The organism is Thermoclostridium stercorarium subsp. stercorarium DSM 8532, assembly GCF_000331995.1.
GTDB lineage: Bacteria > Bacillota > Clostridia > DSM-8532 > DSM-8532 > Thermoclostridium > Thermoclostridium stercorarium.
Window position 1 is genome coordinate 1,361,345 of record NC_020134.1, and the last position, 17,757, is coordinate 1,379,101.

Annotated in this window: 14 protein-coding genes, 1 tRNA gene and 1 pseudogene; 14 read left to right on the forward strand and 2 right to left on the reverse strand. The window is 40.5% G+C overall.

Annotation, left to right across the window (positions count from 1 at the left end):
- The first annotated feature begins 58 nt into the window (after positions 1-58).
- The gene (locus CST_RS05920) at positions 59-1,285 is read left to right on the forward strand and encodes an IS256 family transposase (protein ID WP_015358103.1); all 1,227 of its coding nucleotides are present in this window, start codon (positions 59-61) and stop codon (positions 1,283-1,285) included.
- 3 nt (positions 1,286-1,288) lie between these two features.
- Here CST_RS05920 and CST_RS05925 read toward each other — a convergent pair.
- A pseudogene (locus CST_RS05925) lies at positions 1,289-1,756 on the reverse strand (IS256 family transposase); the annotation flags it as partial.
- Between the two features lie 523 nt (positions 1,757-2,279).
- Here CST_RS05925 and CST_RS05930 point away from each other — a divergent pair.
- The 3 genes from CST_RS05930 to CST_RS05940 all read left to right on the forward strand — a co-directional run bounded on the left by CST_RS05930 (position 2,280) and on the right by CST_RS05940 (position 4,537).
- Entirely contained in the window at positions 2,280-3,884 is a 1,605-nt protein-coding gene (locus tag CST_RS05930; RefSeq protein WP_015358934.1) for a ComEC/Rec2 family competence protein, read from the forward strand.
- An 11-nt stretch (positions 3,885-3,895) separates the two neighbouring features.
- Positions 3,896-4,108: a DUF3006 domain-containing protein gene (locus tag CST_RS05935; RefSeq protein WP_015358935.1), complete on the forward strand. Its 213-nt coding sequence runs from the start codon at positions 3,896-3,898 to the stop codon at positions 4,106-4,108.
- A gap of 355 nt (positions 4,109-4,463) precedes the next feature.
- Positions 4,464-4,537: transfer RNA gene (locus CST_RS05940), tRNA-Gln, on the forward strand.
- Positions 4,538-4,689: 152 nt separating this feature from the next.
- Here CST_RS05940 and CST_RS05945 read toward each other — a convergent pair.
- Entirely contained in the window at positions 4,690-6,072 is a 1,383-nt protein-coding gene (locus CST_RS05945; protein ID WP_015358936.1) for an MATE family efflux transporter, read from the reverse strand.
- Between the two features lie 327 nt (positions 6,073-6,399).
- Between CST_RS05945 and CST_RS05950 the strand changes: the two genes are divergently transcribed.
- From CST_RS05950 to CST_RS05995, 10 genes are all read left to right on the forward strand, one after another.
- On the forward strand, positions 6,400-8,556 hold the full coding sequence (locus CST_RS05950; RefSeq protein WP_015358937.1) for a type II/IV secretion system protein: 2,157 nt from the start codon (positions 6,400-6,402) through the stop codon (positions 8,554-8,556).
- Between the two features lie 11 nt (positions 8,557-8,567).
- A complete protein-coding gene (locus CST_RS05955) occupies positions 8,568-9,626 on the forward strand; it encodes a type IV pilus twitching motility protein PilT (protein ID WP_015358938.1) in 1,059 nt (352 codons plus the stop codon).
- Between the two features lie 30 nt (positions 9,627-9,656).
- On the forward strand, positions 9,657-10,754 hold the full coding sequence (pilM, locus tag CST_RS05960; RefSeq protein ID WP_015358939.1) for a type IV pilus assembly protein PilM: 1,098 nt from the start codon (positions 9,657-9,659) through the stop codon (positions 10,752-10,754).
- Between the two features lie 12 nt (positions 10,755-10,766).
- A complete protein-coding gene (locus tag CST_RS05965) occupies positions 10,767-11,984 on the forward strand; it encodes a type II secretion system F family protein (RefSeq protein WP_015358940.1) in 1,218 nt (405 codons plus the stop codon).
- 106 nt (positions 11,985-12,090) lie between these two features.
- Positions 12,091-12,645, forward strand: a complete 555-nt coding sequence (locus tag CST_RS05970) for a type II secretion system protein (protein ID WP_015358941.1) — start codon at positions 12,091-12,093, stop codon at positions 12,643-12,645.
- A 144-nt stretch (positions 12,646-12,789) separates the two neighbouring features.
- Positions 12,790-13,209: a hypothetical protein gene (locus CST_RS05975; RefSeq protein WP_015358942.1), complete on the forward strand. Its 420-nt coding sequence runs from the start codon at positions 12,790-12,792 to the stop codon at positions 13,207-13,209.
- Between the two features lie 95 nt (positions 13,210-13,304).
- Complete coding sequence (locus tag CST_RS05980; RefSeq protein ID WP_015358943.1) at positions 13,305-13,865, forward strand: PilN domain-containing protein; 561 nt, start codon at positions 13,305-13,307, stop codon at positions 13,863-13,865.
- Positions 13,865-15,049 (forward strand): type IV pilus inner membrane component PilO, encoded by a 1,185-nt coding sequence (locus CST_RS05985; RefSeq protein ID WP_015358944.1) that lies wholly within the window; start codon positions 13,865-13,867, stop codon positions 15,047-15,049. The genes CST_RS05980 and CST_RS05985 overlap by 1 nt, the downstream gene beginning before the upstream one ends.
- A gap of 1 nt (position 15,050) precedes the next feature.
- Positions 15,051-15,524, forward strand: a complete 474-nt coding sequence (locus CST_RS05990; RefSeq protein WP_015358945.1) for a PulJ/GspJ family protein — start codon at positions 15,051-15,053, stop codon at positions 15,522-15,524.
- A 5-nt stretch (positions 15,525-15,529) separates the two neighbouring features.
- Positions 15,530-17,749 carry a hypothetical protein gene (locus CST_RS05995; protein ID WP_242823605.1) on the forward strand — a complete coding sequence of 740 codons (2,220 nt, stop codon included), beginning with the start codon at positions 15,530-15,532 and terminating at the stop codon, positions 17,747-17,749.
- Positions 17,750-17,757: the final 8 nt, after the last annotated feature.

Consider the following 17,757-nt stretch of genomic DNA (forward strand, 5'->3'; position numbering starts at 1 on the left):
GGTGTTAAAATAAAATTGTGTCTGGTGTATAATAAAATCACAAAGGAGGCTGGTAATTATGGATAAAAATACCTATTATGAAACAGTCAAAAATATGGCGGTTGAAAAAGTATTAAACCAGTATTGCTCTGATTCAGATCCATCACGCCCTGCCCTCAAAAAGTTGCTGGAGGATTTGCTCGACTGGTTTATGTTGTCTGAACGCCAAATCTATCTCTTGAAAAACGAGAACGACAAAGGCAACGGCTTTTATGATAGAAAACTTGGTACACCTATGGGTAACCTGGACATCTCTGTCCCAAGAACTCGCACTGGCGATTTCAGACCCCACATCCTACCTGAACCGTATAAAAGGGTGGATGAATCCTATACAGACCTTCTTATGTCCCTTGTTGTCAACGGTTATTCAGAATCTTCTCTCTTAAATACCCTCAAAAGCCTCAACCTTCCTTACTCTGATGATGAACTCAACAAAATCAAAGATGACCTAAAAAGTGAATTAGACCTTTTCAAACAACGGGAATTACCCGAATCGGTGTTTGCTTTATTAATCGATGCTTATCATTGTGAGATAAAAGACGGCTCAAAAGTGAAGAAAGCCGCATGCTACATAATCCTTGGCGTTGATATGGAAGGTAAGAAAGACATCTTTGGCCTTTACACCTTCTTCGGCAAAGAAAACAGAGCCGATTGGAACAAGGTCTTTGAAGACTTGATAAACCGCGGTCTTAAACGAGTTTTAGTGGTTGTAAGTGATGATTTCCCAGGTATTATCGAGACCGTCAAAGCTGTATATCCATATGCTGATCATCAGCTCTGTTTTGTACACCTTCAGAGAAATATCCGCAAATACATGACCAAAGCTGATGCCGCAGAATTCAATAAAGAACTCGATAAAATAAAATTTGCTTCTTCCTTTGATGAAGCTGTTCAAAAGTTTTATGACCTTTGCAGTAAATTTAAGAGTAAATATAGCCGATATATGAACATTCTCATGGAGAAAGCAGAACATTATATGGCTTTCATTAAATACCCCGAATCCTTGAGGAAGCATGTTTATACTACCAACAGTGTAGAGAGTATCAACAGTCTAGTTGAAAAAATTCGGATAAGATCGGGTGGTTACTTTAACTCTGTCGAAGTATTGGAAATTAACATATATTTACAGAGGGAGAACTTGAGGCGGACAAAATGGAAAAAAGCGGTACCAATGATAAATGCTCACATTTATGAAATACAACAAATTTTCCAGTTACGTTACTTTAATCAGACACAAAATTCTTGACAACTCTCGTCTACGGTTTTTAAATTCTTCTACAAATTCATCCAGTTGCTTACTGATTCTTGATACTTCGCTTTTATCAATCCCTTTCATTCCAAGAGCTTCTACAAGTTCATCCACCTTCCTGGTACTTACTCCATGAACATAGGCTTCCTGAACTACATTCAATAATGCTTTCTCTGACATTTTCCTCGGTTCTAAAAGACTTGGAAAATAACTTCCGTGACGTAACTTGGGAATGCTTAACTGTAATGTTCCTACTCGAGTATCCCATTCTCTTAGGCGATATCCATTGCGATAGTTGTTTCTACTATCATTTCTTTCATACTTTTCAGCACCTATTATTGATGTAACTTCCGCATCCATTAGGGCATTAATGAGTAATGTTAATGCTTCTTTTAAAAAATCTTTATCTTTTTCAACAACATACTTGCTAAGTTGTTCTAAAAGTGCCATTCTATTATTAGTAGCCACGGTATGACCTCCTCTACTTTATTTGTTTTTGTTTTGTTTCCCTAATAAAGTAGAAATCATATCGTGGTTACTTTTGTCAATTAGCTTCCACGAAATTTACACCACTACTTAAGACTATAACTCTGTCTGAAATACCATCAGCTGTTTTTTCTTACATAAAACTTCTCAATAAACCCAAATTTGTTTTGTCGGGGTTCTGCCAGAAATTTTATTAGATTTAACAATTTAAAACATATTAATCGCAAAGCATTTCAGTAATTCAATGCTGTTCCGCAAAATTACACTAAAATATACTTTTTGTCCGCTGTGAATTTTTACGTTAACCTTATCTGATAATTTAGCATTCATGTATTCAAATTAGTTATTTTACACATTATAACAGTTTTAACCGGGCTGAAGGGAACACAGGTAGCATCAGGGACGTAATATAACCAATATGATGTGCATTGTGGCGTATAAACATGCCCTTTTTTTATTTGTATGTTATAATTGTTTACATAAATAGTTAGGGGAGGGTAAAGTAATGATAATAAATATCATTGCCATATTAGTGTATTTTTTCTTGGCATACGCCACATATTACAGGTCGCAGAAATATAATGCAAATCCGTATTTATGGTTTTTGATAGGTCTGTTTCTGCCCTACTTTGGTTATCTGGTTGCTTTGCTGTATTTTCGCAGAAAAAATGCGGTTAATAAAAATCCTACCATGTTACCTCTTGGTTTTAGAAGCAAAAGGCCGTGGAAGATGGCTTTGGCGTCATTGTTTTATTGTCTTCTTATATTATCGGCCTGCGCCGCTGTAATTACAGAAAACACCGGCAGTCAGCTGATAAAGGACGCTGGTAATACTGTTTCGGTCAATACCCATGATAATCAGATAAGTTTGGAATTTTCAAATACCGTTGATAACAACGTTACTGCTCAGAACGATGCGGAATTGTCATCGCCCGGAATTAATGCCGGAAACAATTCAGAGTCTGAAAAAGCGGCTGACGGATCTCCGGTAAGCGGCTCTGAAGCAACTGAAACAACGGAAACGGGTACAGATTCAACAAAAGATGCCAATGGCCAGAAGGCAACGGATAATGTTTACGGAACGCTAAAAGTCCATTTTATCGATGTGGGACAGGCGGACTGTATTTTTGTTCAGGCGCCTGAGAAGAATATGTTAATTGATGCAGGAAACAATGCAGATGGCGACCTGATTACAGCTTATTTAAAAAATCTGGGCATAAACAAGATTGATGTAGTGGTCGGTACTCATCCGCATGAAGACCATATAGGAGCATTGGATACGGTTATAAACACCTTTGAAGTCGGAAAAGTGTATATGCCCAAAATTAGTCACAATACGAAAACATATGAAGATGTGCTTCTTGCCATACAGAAAAAAGGGCTTAAAGTAAATACTGCAACGGCAGGGGGAGCTTTAGATTTAGGGAAAAACGTGAATGCTGAAATACTTGCTCCGAACAGTGACAATTATGATGATTTGAATAATTATTCCGTCGTTATAAAACTTACTTTTGGGGAAACATCTTTTCTTTTCACAGGGGATGCTGAGAAAGTATCCGAGGATGAAATGCTGAATAAAAATTACGACCTGAAAGCTGATGTGCTGAAAGTTGGGCATCATGGCAGCAGCAGTTCTACAAGTCCTGCATTTTTAAAGGCCGTTTCACCGAAGTATGCGGTAATCAGTGTGGGAAAGGATAATCAGTACGGGCATCCGGACAGTATTATTCTGAACAGACTGAAAGTGGCCGGTGTGAAGACATACAGAACCGATGAAGCCGGAACGGTTATAATGGAAAGTGACGGCAACAATATTAAGATTAATACTGAAAAAGGAAGAATTCTGCAAAATCCCACACTGACACCTGCACCGACACCTGCTGCAAAGGCAACAGGTACGCCGACACCTTCACCGGTACCTTCGACATCTGCTTCAACACAGCAAAAAGCGTCGGAAACCAAAAACGTAACCGTATATATAACGAAAACGGGTTCGAAATACCATTCTGATAATTGTAGATATCTTTCAGAATCTAAAATACCGATATCTCTGAAGGATGCGAAGGAAAAAGGCTATAGTCCGTGCAGTGTATGTAAACCGCCGCAGTAAAGGAGGGTAATATGCAGGTAATAATTGATCGTTTTGAAGGTGAATACGCAGTATGCGAAACTGAGGAAAGAAGGATAATTAATATTCATAAATCCCACCTTCCGCCAGAAGCCAGGGAAGGAGATGTACTGAGCATAACGGATGAACATATTACAATTGACATTGAGAAGACAAAAGAGCGTAAAGAGAGAATTGAGAAATTGATAAGGGATTTATGGGAGTAGATGAAAGCCGAAATTACAATTGAAAGGAATTTAAATTATCGTAAACATCACCTTACAACGAATTTAAGCAAACCCGCTGAATTCAGTAAGCGGGTTTTTGCTTTAGTTTTAAAAAGAAAAATACACAACGTACTTAAGCGAATACTCTATTATGCCAATATCTTAGATAATAGTTTTTCTAACAACTGAAATACTAATTTAAGAACTGTTAAAGGTAACAGATAAAAGCTAAATACTAAATAGCGAATTGATTAACTTTTGTAATCCAAATATTGCAACTGTAGTAAAAATATTTCATATAAAAAACTCTTGCATAAATCAAAAACATGTATTATAATATGAAGTGCGAAAGCGATGCGGACTGGTGTAATGGTAGCACAAATGACTCTGGCTCATTTGGTTAGGGTTCGAATCCTTAGTCCGCAGCCAAAAGAAAGCCGGCTTCTTAATGAAGCCGGCTTTCTTGTTGTGTATCTGGCATGGGCTGTAGCCAGAAAGTGTGAGAATCGTACATATTTACGGTGATAGAAAAGGAGGCCATTCAAATAACGAACAGCCTCCTACTCATTTTGTATTCAAACTTAATTCTCCTCAGTAACATTGTTGTTCTTTATAATTATCCTTTTGTGCTCCCAGTTGGATTTGTGGTAATAGATAACAAGCAGAATACTGCATACAAGCCATCCTGCAGGGTAAGCAAACAGTATGGGATAGAAATTGTCCCTGAATATGTTCGAGACAACATAAAGATAAATCTGACGGAAGGCTACGAAGGAGCTCAGCATTATTATCATAGGCGCGCGGGTATCTCCCGAACCGCGGAGTGCTCCGGCATAAACCTGATTAATGCAGCTCAGCAGATAAAACGGAGAGACAAAGCGCATATACAGTGTGCCGTAATATATTACGTCAGGTTCGCTGTTGAAAAGCATGATTGCCTGCTCGGCAAATATAATTAAAGGTATAAGAAGAATAACGGTAAACACCATTGATAATATCAGAGATATGTTTATTCCCTTTTTTGCCCGTTTGATTTTACCCGCTCCGATGTTCTGTCCGACAAATGTCGTGCAACCCATTGCAATAGCCTGCATTGGCAGAAGTGCGATGGCGTCTATTTTTCCGTATGCCGAATACCCCGCCATGAACGCAGACCCGAATTTATTTATGTATCCCTGGACGAAAACATTTGAAAATGCGGTAATACCCTGCTGCACGGAGGATGGTAAACCAATTTTTATTATACTTTCCAGCATGGGTTTGTTAAGTTTTAACTTATTCCAGTAAATTCTGTACGGACCCGACGTACGTGAAAGCACAATAAGCACCAGTATGGCGCTTAAAACCTGTGAAATTACCGTCGCCCATGCCACGCCTGCAACTCCCATCTTAAAATTAATAACAAATACTAAATCCAACACGGTATTTGCGACCGCTGAAAAAATAAGAAAATAAAGCGGACGTTTTGAATCTCCGACAGCGCGTAGTATTCCTGATCCCATATTGTAAAATACCAGTCCTGTTGCACCGGCAAAATAGATTTCCAGGTAAACCGATGCTTCATGAATTACATCATCCGGGGTGTCCATCAGATTGAGCATAATCGGAGCCGATGCTATTCCAATTACCGTTATGATAATCGAAAAGAAAAAAGACATAATTATTGATGTGTGTACGGCATCGTGTACCGATTTTTCATCATTGGCTCCATAGTATTGAGAAACTATTACATTTGCCCCCATGGAAAAACCTGTGAAAATACCGATAAGGGTATTAATTATCGGTGTGGTGCTGCCAACGGCGGCAAGTGCTTCTTTTCCTACAAAATTTCCAACAACGAGAGTGTCAACCGTATTATACAGTTGCTGAAAAATAAGACCTAAAAGAAGCGGAACTGAAAATTCAATAAGTCCCCCCAAAATAGAACCTTTTGTCAAATCTTTGTCTTTGCCTTTGTTAGCCATACCAATCTGCCTTTTCTTTAAATTCTTTAAATATTTAAGCTTTATGTTTACTGTTCAATTATACGTTAATTTCCGGCTAAATGCAAACTTCGACTTTTTTCGTTAATAAAAAATATAAACATTGATAAAATAAAGGGTTGTTAACATAATTTATTTTTAATTACAAAAAAAATATAGACATAAAGTCCTATGTTAAATTAGTAAAAGTTTCCTAATTAAATAAGTTTAAAGCCTTATAGGATTTATATTCCACAGAAAATATAATTAAAGTACAGAAAATCCCAATAAAAGATATGATTTTATAAATTATATAAGGTGATAAAAATAATGTCTGTAACTGTAAAAATTGATGGTTACGACAACATAACAGTAGAAAAAAGTAAACTGCTCAGGTTTTTGGCTGAGACGGAAGGTTATGAATTTCTCGATCTTTCGGAATACACCATACCTGATAAAAGTATTCCGTACCTGATTGGGGAAAAACTGTCGAGAAAATTCGAAATGCTTGCCCTTGAAAAGAGAGACAATACATTACTCCTGGCGATGAAAGATCCCAAAAACATTTTCGCCATCGACAGTGCGTCTTTGATAACCAGCCTTGACATAAAACCTGTGATGGTTGATCCCGACCTTCTGAGGGATTTAATTGACAAAGTTTTTACGGTACAGGAACCAGAAATAAAGGAAACCAGCCCGGTTCAACCGGAAGAAAAAATAGAGAAAAAGGAACAGGAAAGTTCCGAAAACAAAGCAACAATCTATAAGCAAAAACTGGGAAGTATTCTTCTTTCCCAGGGATTGGTTGACAACGAACAGCTGAGAAAAGCTCTTGAAATTCAGAAAGAAACAGGAGAAATGCTGGGTTCAATATTGGTCCGGGAAGGCTTTATAACAAAGGAACAGTTATACCAGGCACTGGAAGAACAGCTTGGGGTTCAGTACACAGATCTTAAAGATGTGGAGATTCAGGAAGAAATTGTAAAGCTGGTTGATAAAAAACTTGCAAAATCGTATAACCTTATACCGCTGAAGGTAGAGGGTGAATCCCTCTACGTGGCGATGAGCGACCCGGCCAATATATATGCTATAGATGATGTAAGGCTTGCAACGGGCTATGAAGTAATACCTCTTCTTGCTGACGGCGACATTATTAATGAAAAGATTGAGGTTTACTATAAAGAGGAAGAGAAAATTGAAGAGCCTGCGGAAGAAGAGGAAACAGAAGTAATTGATATTGAAAGCGAACTTGAGAAGGTAAAAGAAGAAATAGAAATAGAGGTAAAGAAAGAGGAACAGATTGAAAAAACAATAGATATAAGCGACGTTGAAAACGCTCCGATAGTACGGCTTGTAAATATGATCTTCAAAAGCGCCGTTGACAAAGGAGCCAGCGACATTCATATCGAAGCATATGAAGACTGTGTAATGATACGTTTCAGAATCGACGGAAAACTTACCGAGTTTATGAGACAGGACAAAAAAATCCAGCAGATACTGATAGCACGCATAAAGATAATAAGCGGACTTAACATTGCCGAAAAGAGGGTTCCCCAGGATGGAAGAGTTGCATTGAAAATTAATAACAAGAACTATGATTTCCGTGTGTCGACACTTCCTACCGTTTTCGGTGAAAAAGTCGTTATCCGTATCCTCGATAAGGAAGGGTTCAACAGAACAAAGGACGAACTGGGAATGTTTGATGACGACATAGAGAAATTTGACAGTATTCTTTCCCATCCCCATGGGATAGTGCTTGTTACGGGTCCGACGGGAAGCGGTAAGTCCACCACTTTGTATACTGCGTTGAGAGAGTTAAGCAAGCCAACCGTCAACATTCTGACCGTTGAGGATCCGGTGGAAGCCACAATCAGGGGCATAAACCAGGTTCAGGTGAATGTTAAGGCGGGGATGACCTTTGCAAGTGCGCTTCGCGCTTTCTTAAGACAGGACCCGGACATTATCATGGTGGGAGAGATACGCGACAGGGAGACTGCAGAAATAGCAATACGCGCAGCTATTACAGGTCACCTGGTATTAAGCACGCTCCACACCAACGATTCGGTAAGTTCCATAACAAGGCTTATGGATATGGGTATCGAACCGTTCCTTATAGCTTCATCCCTTGTCGGAGTTCTGGCCCAAAGGCTTGTAAGAAGGCTGTGTAATGCCTGCAAGGAGGAATACGTAGCCAAACCTCACGAAATGAAAATACTGAATGTAAATGAGGAAACAAAGCTGTACAAGCCTGTAGGATGTCCGGAATGCAACGGCACGGGATACAAGGGGCGAATTGCGGCTTACGAAATTCTGACGATAAATTCTGAAATGCGGGATTTGATTTCGCGCCGCGCCACCAACGAAGAATTGATGCATGTGGCATTAAAAAACGGAATGCGGACACTTAAAGACAGCTGTGCCCGCCTCGTTTTATCAGGAGTTACGTCGCTTGAAGAAATGTTAAGCGTAGTTTCAATAAATGATTAGGGTGTAATTTTATGAATATCAACGAATACTTGCAAAAAGCCGTAGAGATGGATGCTTCAGACCTTCATATTTGTGCAGGTTTACCGGTGGTCATAAGAAAACACGGCTCGCTGTTTTTTGTCGATGACCACATACTTACAGGAGAAGATTGCCTGAGTTTGGTGAAGCAGTTGTTGAACGACTCGCAGTTCGCGTTTCTTGAAGAAGAAGGAGAAATTGACTTTGCTTATATGCTCTCCGGTGTCGGAAGATTCAGGGTCAATGCTTTCAGGCAAAGAGGAACTTATGCCATAGCCATAAGGGTTATTCCGTCGAGAGTACCGAAAATCAGTGAATTGGGGCTTCCGAATATCCTTTATTCACTGGCGGAAAGGCAGAGAGGCCTTGTCCTTATAACAGGGCCTACCGGAAGCGGTAAATCCACAACCCTTGCCGCAATGATAGATCATATTAACAGTACAAAAAGATGCCACATTGTAACCATTGAAGATCCTATCGAATATTTGCATAAACACAACAAAAGCGTGATAAATCAGCGTGAAATAGGCTCGGATACTAAAAGTTACAGCAACGCATTGAGAGCAGTGTTAAGAGAAGATCCCGACGTTATTCTGATTGGTGAGATGAGAGATTTGGAGACAATTTCCATTGCGTTAACCGCTGCTGAAACGGGACATCTGGTTCTGTCAACACTGCATACATTGGGAGCGGCCAAGACTGTTGACAGAATTATAGACGTATTCCCTCCGCATCAGCAAGGGCAGGTACGCAGCCAGCTGTCGACGGTGCTACAGGGGATTGTTTCGCAGCAGTTGATAAAGAAAGCTGATAATGCGGGAAGAGTGGTCGCTACAGAGGTCATGATAGTAACTCCTGCGATAGCAAACATGATAAGGGAGTCGAGGACGTATCAGATCAACAGCAGCATTCATACGGGCGGAGAATACGGCATGCATTCCATGGATGCGTGCATAGCTTCTTTATATAAACGCGGTTTGATTACTTATGAAAATGCATGCCAGTATGCCATGGACCCTGTGGCAATGAAAAAGTTAATAGCGCTGGAATAAAAAAATTAAATAAGAAAGGAGGGAGTAAAAATGGCAGTGGTGGATCTTTTCTCCAACAATTTTATAACAATTGATATTGGCTTTCGGTATATCAAAATCGTGCAGGTCAAAAAGAGCAAAAACAATGTATTATCGGTGCTTAATTATGGTATCGGAGATACACCGAAAGGCTGCATAAAAAACGGAGCAATAAAGGATAAGGACGCTGTTGTTGCGGAAATAAGTCGTGTCCTGAGAGAGCATAACATCAACTCTAAAGAAGCCAAGATAGTTATGTCGGGCACCAACATCATATCCAGGGTAATTATGATTGATAAAGTGCCTGAAAGCGAAGTTGACAAAAAAATATGGGAAGAGATTCGGGACACAATTCCTGTGGACATGAATTCCAACAGGATTGACTATAAACTTCTCGGCGAAACAGTCGTGGACGGGCAGAAGAAGATAAAAGTATTTGTAACCGTTGTATCCAAGAAAATTATAGATAATTACATAAATATCCTGAACCAGCTGAAGCTGAAGCCTATAGCGGTTGATATTCCGTCCAACAGTGTATCGAAGTTTTTCAAGCTCGACATAGACACAGGGCATGATCTTAAAAAGCCGCTGAATCCAAGACATGACAACAACACATGCATCGTGTTTGATTTGGGTTCGGAAACCACTATTATTAACATACTGAAGGACAAGACTCCCGAGTTCAATCGGGTAATCCTCAAAGGCAGCAGCAAAATTGACGAGGAGATTATCAAGGAACTGGACCTGCAGCCTCATGAATATCACAAAGCCGAACTTTACAAGAAAATGTACGGTTTGTCCACCATTTTGACGCCGTGCAACGAGTATCTTTGCTCCAAAGCCGCAATGAGAGTAATGGATTCAATAATTAAGGACATCAAGATGTGCATAGACTTCTATCTTACGCGCTGTAACGGTGAACATCCAAGCAAAATTTTCCTTATAGGCGGAGGTTCACAGATGAAAGGCATCGAGGAATATTTCGAAGAAAACCTCGGATTGCCTGCTTACAGGATAAATGTTGCCAAAATCGGCGGTTTGGAATTCAGTCCGTCTCTTGACAAGGACAGGCTTAATTATCTTGTTAATGCGTTGGGAGTAGCATTATAACAGGAGGTTTATATGCCGGTATATACTTATAAGGTAAAAAACAGCGAAGGGGAAATTTTCACAGGTGAAACAAAGGTTGAGAGCAAGGAAGTGTTGCTTGACCTTTTCAACAAGCATGGGTATAAGCCCCTGGAAATTACTGAAAAAAATTTTGTCAACGACGTAACGCAGCTTAAAATTTTCAGAAAGAAGGTTAAAATAGCGGACCTTGCTCAGTTCTGCCGCCAGTTTGCGATTATGCTTGAAGCAGGCATATCCATTGCCGGTGCGCTGGACGTTCTTAGATATCAGACCGAAAACCCGACACTCAGGGAATGCCTTAACGATGTCTACAATAACATACAGAAGGGTATTTCGCTGTCAAATGTCATGCGCAGCTTTCCAGATATCTTTCCGCCAATACTGTTAAGCATGGTTGAAGCCGGAGAGGTCAGCGGACAGCTGGACAAAGTGTTTGTGAAAATGGCCGAACATTTTGAAAAGGAACATAAACATCAACAGAAACTGAAAGGTGCAATGACGTATCCTATAATAGTGTTGACCGTTGCGGTTATTGTGGTGGCGGTTTTGGTTTTAAAGGTGATTCCCACCTTTGGCGAGGCATTACGGGGAATGGATGTGGATCTTCCGGCATTAACCCAGACATTGCTGAACATAAGCTATTTTTGTAGCTCATACTGGTATATTATTCTATTTGGAACAGCATTGCTTATTTATGGAATAAAAACCATGTCTAAAACAGACCGTGGAAAGAGAATTCTGGATAAAGTAACCCTTAAGCTCCCGATTGTTAAGGATGTAATTCAGACGATACTTACCGCAAGGTTCAGCAGGGCATTGTCCACGTTGCTTTCGAGCGGCGTGCTGCTTATTGAATCCCTTCAGATTACAAAAAGGATAATCAGCAATTCATTAATTCAGGAAAGAATGGAGAAAGCCATTGAAACCCTAAAACAGGGAAGAACGTTGACGCAGTCAATCACTGAAATGCAGTATTTTCCGCCGCTGGTGCTGTCAATGATAAAAACGGGCGAAGAGGCGGGAAATCTGGATGAAACACTTCAGAAAGCGGCTGACTTTTATGAGGATCAGACCGAAGAAAAGCTGCAGAGGCTTATGACATTCCTTGAACCGTTAATAATGATAGTTTTGGGCGGAATAGTTGCATTTATACTGTTCAGCGTATTGTATCCGATGCTCAGCGTTTACCAGAATTTGAGCACCTACTGATTATAAAAACTGCCTTTATCCTGATTAAAACAGGAATTTATTTAAAAGCGTGAGGCCTATTAAGCATTTTTATGCTTAAAATAAAAAAATTTTAGGAGGTTTGAGAATGATGAAAAAACTGCTAAAACAAAACAAAGGTTTTTCGCTCGTTGAGCTGCTTGTGGCAATACTCATCATGGCTGTTATCGCAGCCACGGCGATTATGCTCTTCGGAGGAGTGCTTAATTCCAGCAAGACAAGAGCAGACGCCGAGACCGCGGAAAATATCAAGAGGGCAATTTTAACGTACATGAATCTTACTAATGACACTGATCTGAGCTGTCTGGACGTGGACAAAGAAAATCCCGATGATCTTATACAGAAATTGTCTTGTATAATTAAAATTGATGAAAAGAATGGAGTAACATTTACAAAACCAAGCAATGCTGCGTTTGAAGGAGATCTAAGTACTGTAGACGCGGAGAAGATTGATGGTACTGATATACCAGGCGAATATGGGCCCTTTTTGGACGGTTCTAAAGATATGAAGCCACAAGCACCTGACAAAGTGGGTTGGAAAATAAATGTCGATGTAAAAACGCAAGTAGTTACTGTTGAGGCTGTTAAAGGAGGAACGGAAGAGGAAGAGGAAAAGCCAGGAGTTACAATAAAAACTGACTGAAAAAGAAGAACCGTAAAAGATTTAATTATTGCACTCCCATCTTTTGGATGGGAGTGCACAAAAAATATTCCGGAGGGGATTAACATTAAAAACAATAAAGGTTTTACATTTCCAGAGCTTTTACTGGCGCTTCTGCTTGTTGTTATGATATCCGCGATACTGACCGAGCTTATGGTTTTCAGCACAAATTCAACTGCGGCGTATTCCAGGTTCGGAAGACAGCAGTTTACGGTCCAGGACGCCTTTTCACGGCTTAACCGCGATATAGAAGGCGCCGAGAAGATATCCTTTGAAGATTGTATTGCAGGCAATGAGTACAAAACTATCAGTCTGACGATTAACGGTGAGTTAAGAAAGTGGAAGTTTGACGGTGGGAAACTTTATTTTGATTCCACTGTTGTGGTTGAAGGTCTCACTGATGAAAGCAAATTTGTTTATAACTTAACCGAAAAAAACCTTACCGTGATATTAATGCCGGAGTCCACGAATGAAGGCAGATTCAGGTTTAACCTGAAAAAACCCGTTGTTTCCCAATACAGCCTGTTTTATAAAAATGTGAATTAGTCATTGCTTTAATGAGTGCGTACAAACGGGGCTATGCATTGATTAAAGCAATGAATGCTTACCCATGACAAAGCTTCATTGAGGGAGGAATTTTAATGAAGGATATAAATTTTCTGGTGGAAGAGACTCCGTTTGAGGAAGGATTAAAAAAAGAGAAAAAAAGTATCCCCATGGCAAAAGTAATGGTAATGGCTCTGGTTATTGCCATCGGGATTGCCGTTTTGCTTACGCCGGGTATTTATGTCCGGATACTCGAAGGCAGGGCCGCGGCGCTTGAAAAAAAACTTAGTGATGAAAAATACAATGAAGTGCGCGCTGTAAAGGCGCAGCTTGCTTCAATAACAGGCAAGGTAAGCAGCAAAAAGGCGATTATAAACGCTATTGAGACCCAAAACGTGCCAGCTTCACAGATACTTTTAACCGTTCAAAATGCGCTGCCTTCCGGGTGTTTTCTGAACTCGGTCAATTACAACGGAAAGTCTGTCACAATAAAAGGCATTGCCGAAAGCAGTTTTATAGCGGTGGATTATATGGCTAATCTGGGAAGACTTAAAATTTTTGATACGGTTAACTACAGTCTTTCAATAGAAGAGAGCCAGAGCGATGTAGAGTTCACACTTAACTATACGCTTAAAAGTCAGGGAGGTGCAAACTGATGACCCTGACTAAGAAAGAGAAAGCAATGCTGATTATTCTTGCCGTTCTGGTATACATATTTGTATTCGTCAAGTTTGTGTTATTGTCTTCAATGCAGAAAATAAAAGAGGCAAAAAACAGGATACAAACGGTACAGACTCAGCTTGACGCCCTTGAAAGGGATTACAGTAACATTGAAACATTTAAAAAACAGATTAAAGAAAATGAAATAATAGATGAGCGGCTCGGCGAATATCTTATGGACAATGCAGGTTTTGCCGACAGTGTTAAATTCGTAGAAAATCTGGCGCTTCTAATCGGGACAAGGCTGAAAGGCATATCCTTGGGCAGTCCGATTGAACTGACCGAAGAAAATGCCACATACTACGCTTTCCCGGTAAGTTTTAAGACGATATTGACTGAAGAAGGGATTAATGAGCTTTTGAAGTTTGTTGAGGGCGGAAGCAGAAAAGTTAGCGTAAACAGTCTTAACATCACCCCAGCCGGCGACGAAACCGCATCTGAGTTCGGACTTACAAGCTCAAATGAACAGTTATTTGATGTAAATGTAAGCATATACTTTTATTCCATTGACAAAGATGCTGCCGATAACCTTGCCAGGTTTACCAGAGCCGCGTTTGAAAGATTTATTGAGAATAATGATTTGCCGGTTTTCATAGAAGATACGGACAAGGTTGATATAGCATTTCCCTCCAGAAACACGCAGGCTTTTGAAAACACCGGTATCCGGAACGCAGGCAGTTCATCAGAAATCACGTTGATGAATGCCGATTTCAAAATTTTTCACAGAGGGTACCTGTTTGCAGGGTACAATTTTGAAACCTATTCCCAATTCAACAGAAGTGAAAGAATACGTTACCATGTGGGCGTGCCTGTGGACGTAACGCTTATACTGGGAAAGAGCCAGTATACTATAGAATATGCTGATGCCAACGGCTATAACGAAAAATTAACCGGCAGTCTGCCTGAAAATGAAAACAGGGATTATACCTTTTTCATTCAATCCAACATAGCAAACGATGTTAAGGAAAATGAAAACATATGGGTCAATGTCTACATCAGAAACGATTCCGGAAGAAACTTAATAATAAAACGCGAACAGACGGGTGACAGGGTCAGAATAATGGATAGGGACGGAAATATCATAGAAAGAAAAAGCGATAAGGAGAAAGTGTATATCTGATATGAATGGTAAGAGACTGAGTAGGAATCTGCCGAAATACGCCTGTTTCCGGATTTGTAAAGACGGCTTTACACTGATTGAAGCCGTTGTTTCGATAGCCATTGTTGCAATTTTGTCGGTTGTTATCTATTCGCTGTTCTTCTCAATGTCGAAAATATCAAAATATTCTGAAGAACAGCTGAAAAGGTATGCGGTAATCAGGGTCATTAAGGAGAATGTCGCATATTCTGTACGGAACGACGCCGAAATTACCGGCACCAACAAAAAAGCGCTGAATTTAAATCGCGCTGGAGCAGGCAAATTTGAATACTTGCCAGTAAAGGATCTGGCCGGCAATGAGTACCCGGAATATGTTTTTGATTTGGAATATATGGGTACTGCGGGTATAAACGTATACCGATATAAGGTGGCTTTAAAGCCTGTTATCAATGAGTCAGACAAATTCGAATTTATGTTTGAGGTGTACAGGCCTTGAAAAAGATGGAAAAAATGAGGGGGATTTTAAAAAACAAAACGGGAAACACAATTCCCACAGTTTTAATGGTAATGCTTGTGGTTATGCTTGTCGGAGGTGCCGTAGCCTATTCCACCGTTCGGCTGTTTAATATAGTCAGAAGCGAAGAACATAACCAGATGGCATATATTGCTGCGGAGTCAGCACTGGAAAGAACCATTTCCAACCTTGATCAGTACCTGCCGAGTGAGGATTTCGCCGCCAAAAGGGGAATTGTTTTTACGGGCGAGGAGCAGTTTATAAACGACATAATTGAAAGGTTAAACGCAGGAGACAGTGAAGTCATAAACAGTTACAGTATCCCTGTATATGCGGATCCCTCGATGAATGAAGCGAGCGTAAAAGTGTCTTATTCATGGTATGGCGGTGAATTTGAACGTATTGGCAATAAGCTGAAATTCCCGCTGGAGATTACGGCTGAAGCCCAGATGGAAAACGGAATGTTCAGGTCTTACGGGAGAAAGGTAGTTGCGGTTAAGGAATATGAAGTTTGGCTTTATAAGCCGTTTGTTTTGAACGGTGCGGTGTATACTTTGGGAGATCTTGTGGCAAAAGGCGACGGCGTCTCAACAATAAACGGTGATGTGTATGTTTTTGGAACCGGACTTGATAAGCCTAACCGGATGGAACAGTATTACATGGGCGGTATATGCGCGGTAGAAAATGCAATTCTTCACATTCAGAAAGGAAGTGCCTTTACAAACAATCTGCTTCGCGTAGGGACGTTTGACGAAACGGCGGGCCAGCAGTGCGCCATTGTTGTGGATTACGATGTGGTTGCAGAGGGAATCCAGGCTTTCGGATATGATGACAGTATAGTAATTATACGGGATGCGTATACCTTCGACGATATAGAAATGAACGGAGCAAATTCGTATATAGCGATTAACGGTAATTATTTCGGGTTAAGTTACGGAGACGGGTATTTCCACGACACGTCCAGCGCGGTATTGAATATAGCTCCGATGTATTCCGGAGGTTTTAACAATGATTTTATCCGCTCCAGGATTGTCATTAACGGCTATGCGTTTGTCAATGGTTCGACTTTCGTGATGGAAGTGGAAAGAGGCAGAACAATGTATCAGCTGGAAGATGTGGCTTTGGCGTGGAGAGGCAACAGACCTGTATATCTTTCAGGAGGGTTTGACAATACCGCGGAGTATATCGAAGATTTAAAGAAAAACGGCGGAAACGGTTTTTCGGTTATACTCGGAGATGTCGGCTGGACTCAGAACAGAAACCTGACTGCTAATTGGGAGACGTGGACGAACTGGATACAGGAAATACGCAGCAGAGTAACGCCGTGGTCGAACAATATTCACGTTCCTTCGAAAATCACCGGCTTATGCCACAAGGCCATTGCTGCAAATAACAGGATTTATTTTGCGGGCAATGATATCGAGATACCTGCATCTGTGGTATGCAGAATAGGTGACACCGTGGAAGGGCTTGAGCCCGGATTGCTTAACAGGTTTATACATTATGACTGGGATGAATACAGCGATATGTTTTCCGGAATGCCCAAAGGGCTGGAAATACTTATGAGTTATCTGAAAGGCCAAGTACAAGTATTCGCAAGGAAGGACTACCCGGCTTCGCAGGACAGTGAAGTAAGCTATAAATTTACTCCCGGCATGCATGAGCCGTGGAATTTGGGTGCTACAACCGAATTTCTGAGAATTAGGGATGCACTTGATGAAATTGACGCAAACCGGTGGGAATCCGTAATCAAATTTGAAGGTGGCAACAACGAACCAGTGGATCTGGTTCAATACATCGAAGATAATTATTCAGATACTTCAAAATACTATTTAATTATAAATCTGAATCCTGAAAAGGAATTGATTATAAGCAGGGATACGGTAAACGGAATAATTTTTACAATGGGCAAGGTTACGGTTGAAAACGGTGCCACGCTGAACGGGGCGATTATCGCCGCGGGCAGGGGCTACGATCCCCGAAATAAAGTCGGGGGGTCTGCCGCGGAGTTTGACAGTTACGGAAATCCAAGGCTTCCGAGAATTGTAGGCAATACAAACGTTGAAAATTTCAGAAACTGGGATTATGCGGCTGTTGTATTAAATTCAGGAAATGTAATTTTCCCGGGAAGGGAAGAATTGTTTGACAGATTTACCGAAGAAGTTGACGGAATAAAATTTTCGGATATTCTAAGAGGAATACTCTGAGGTGAGAT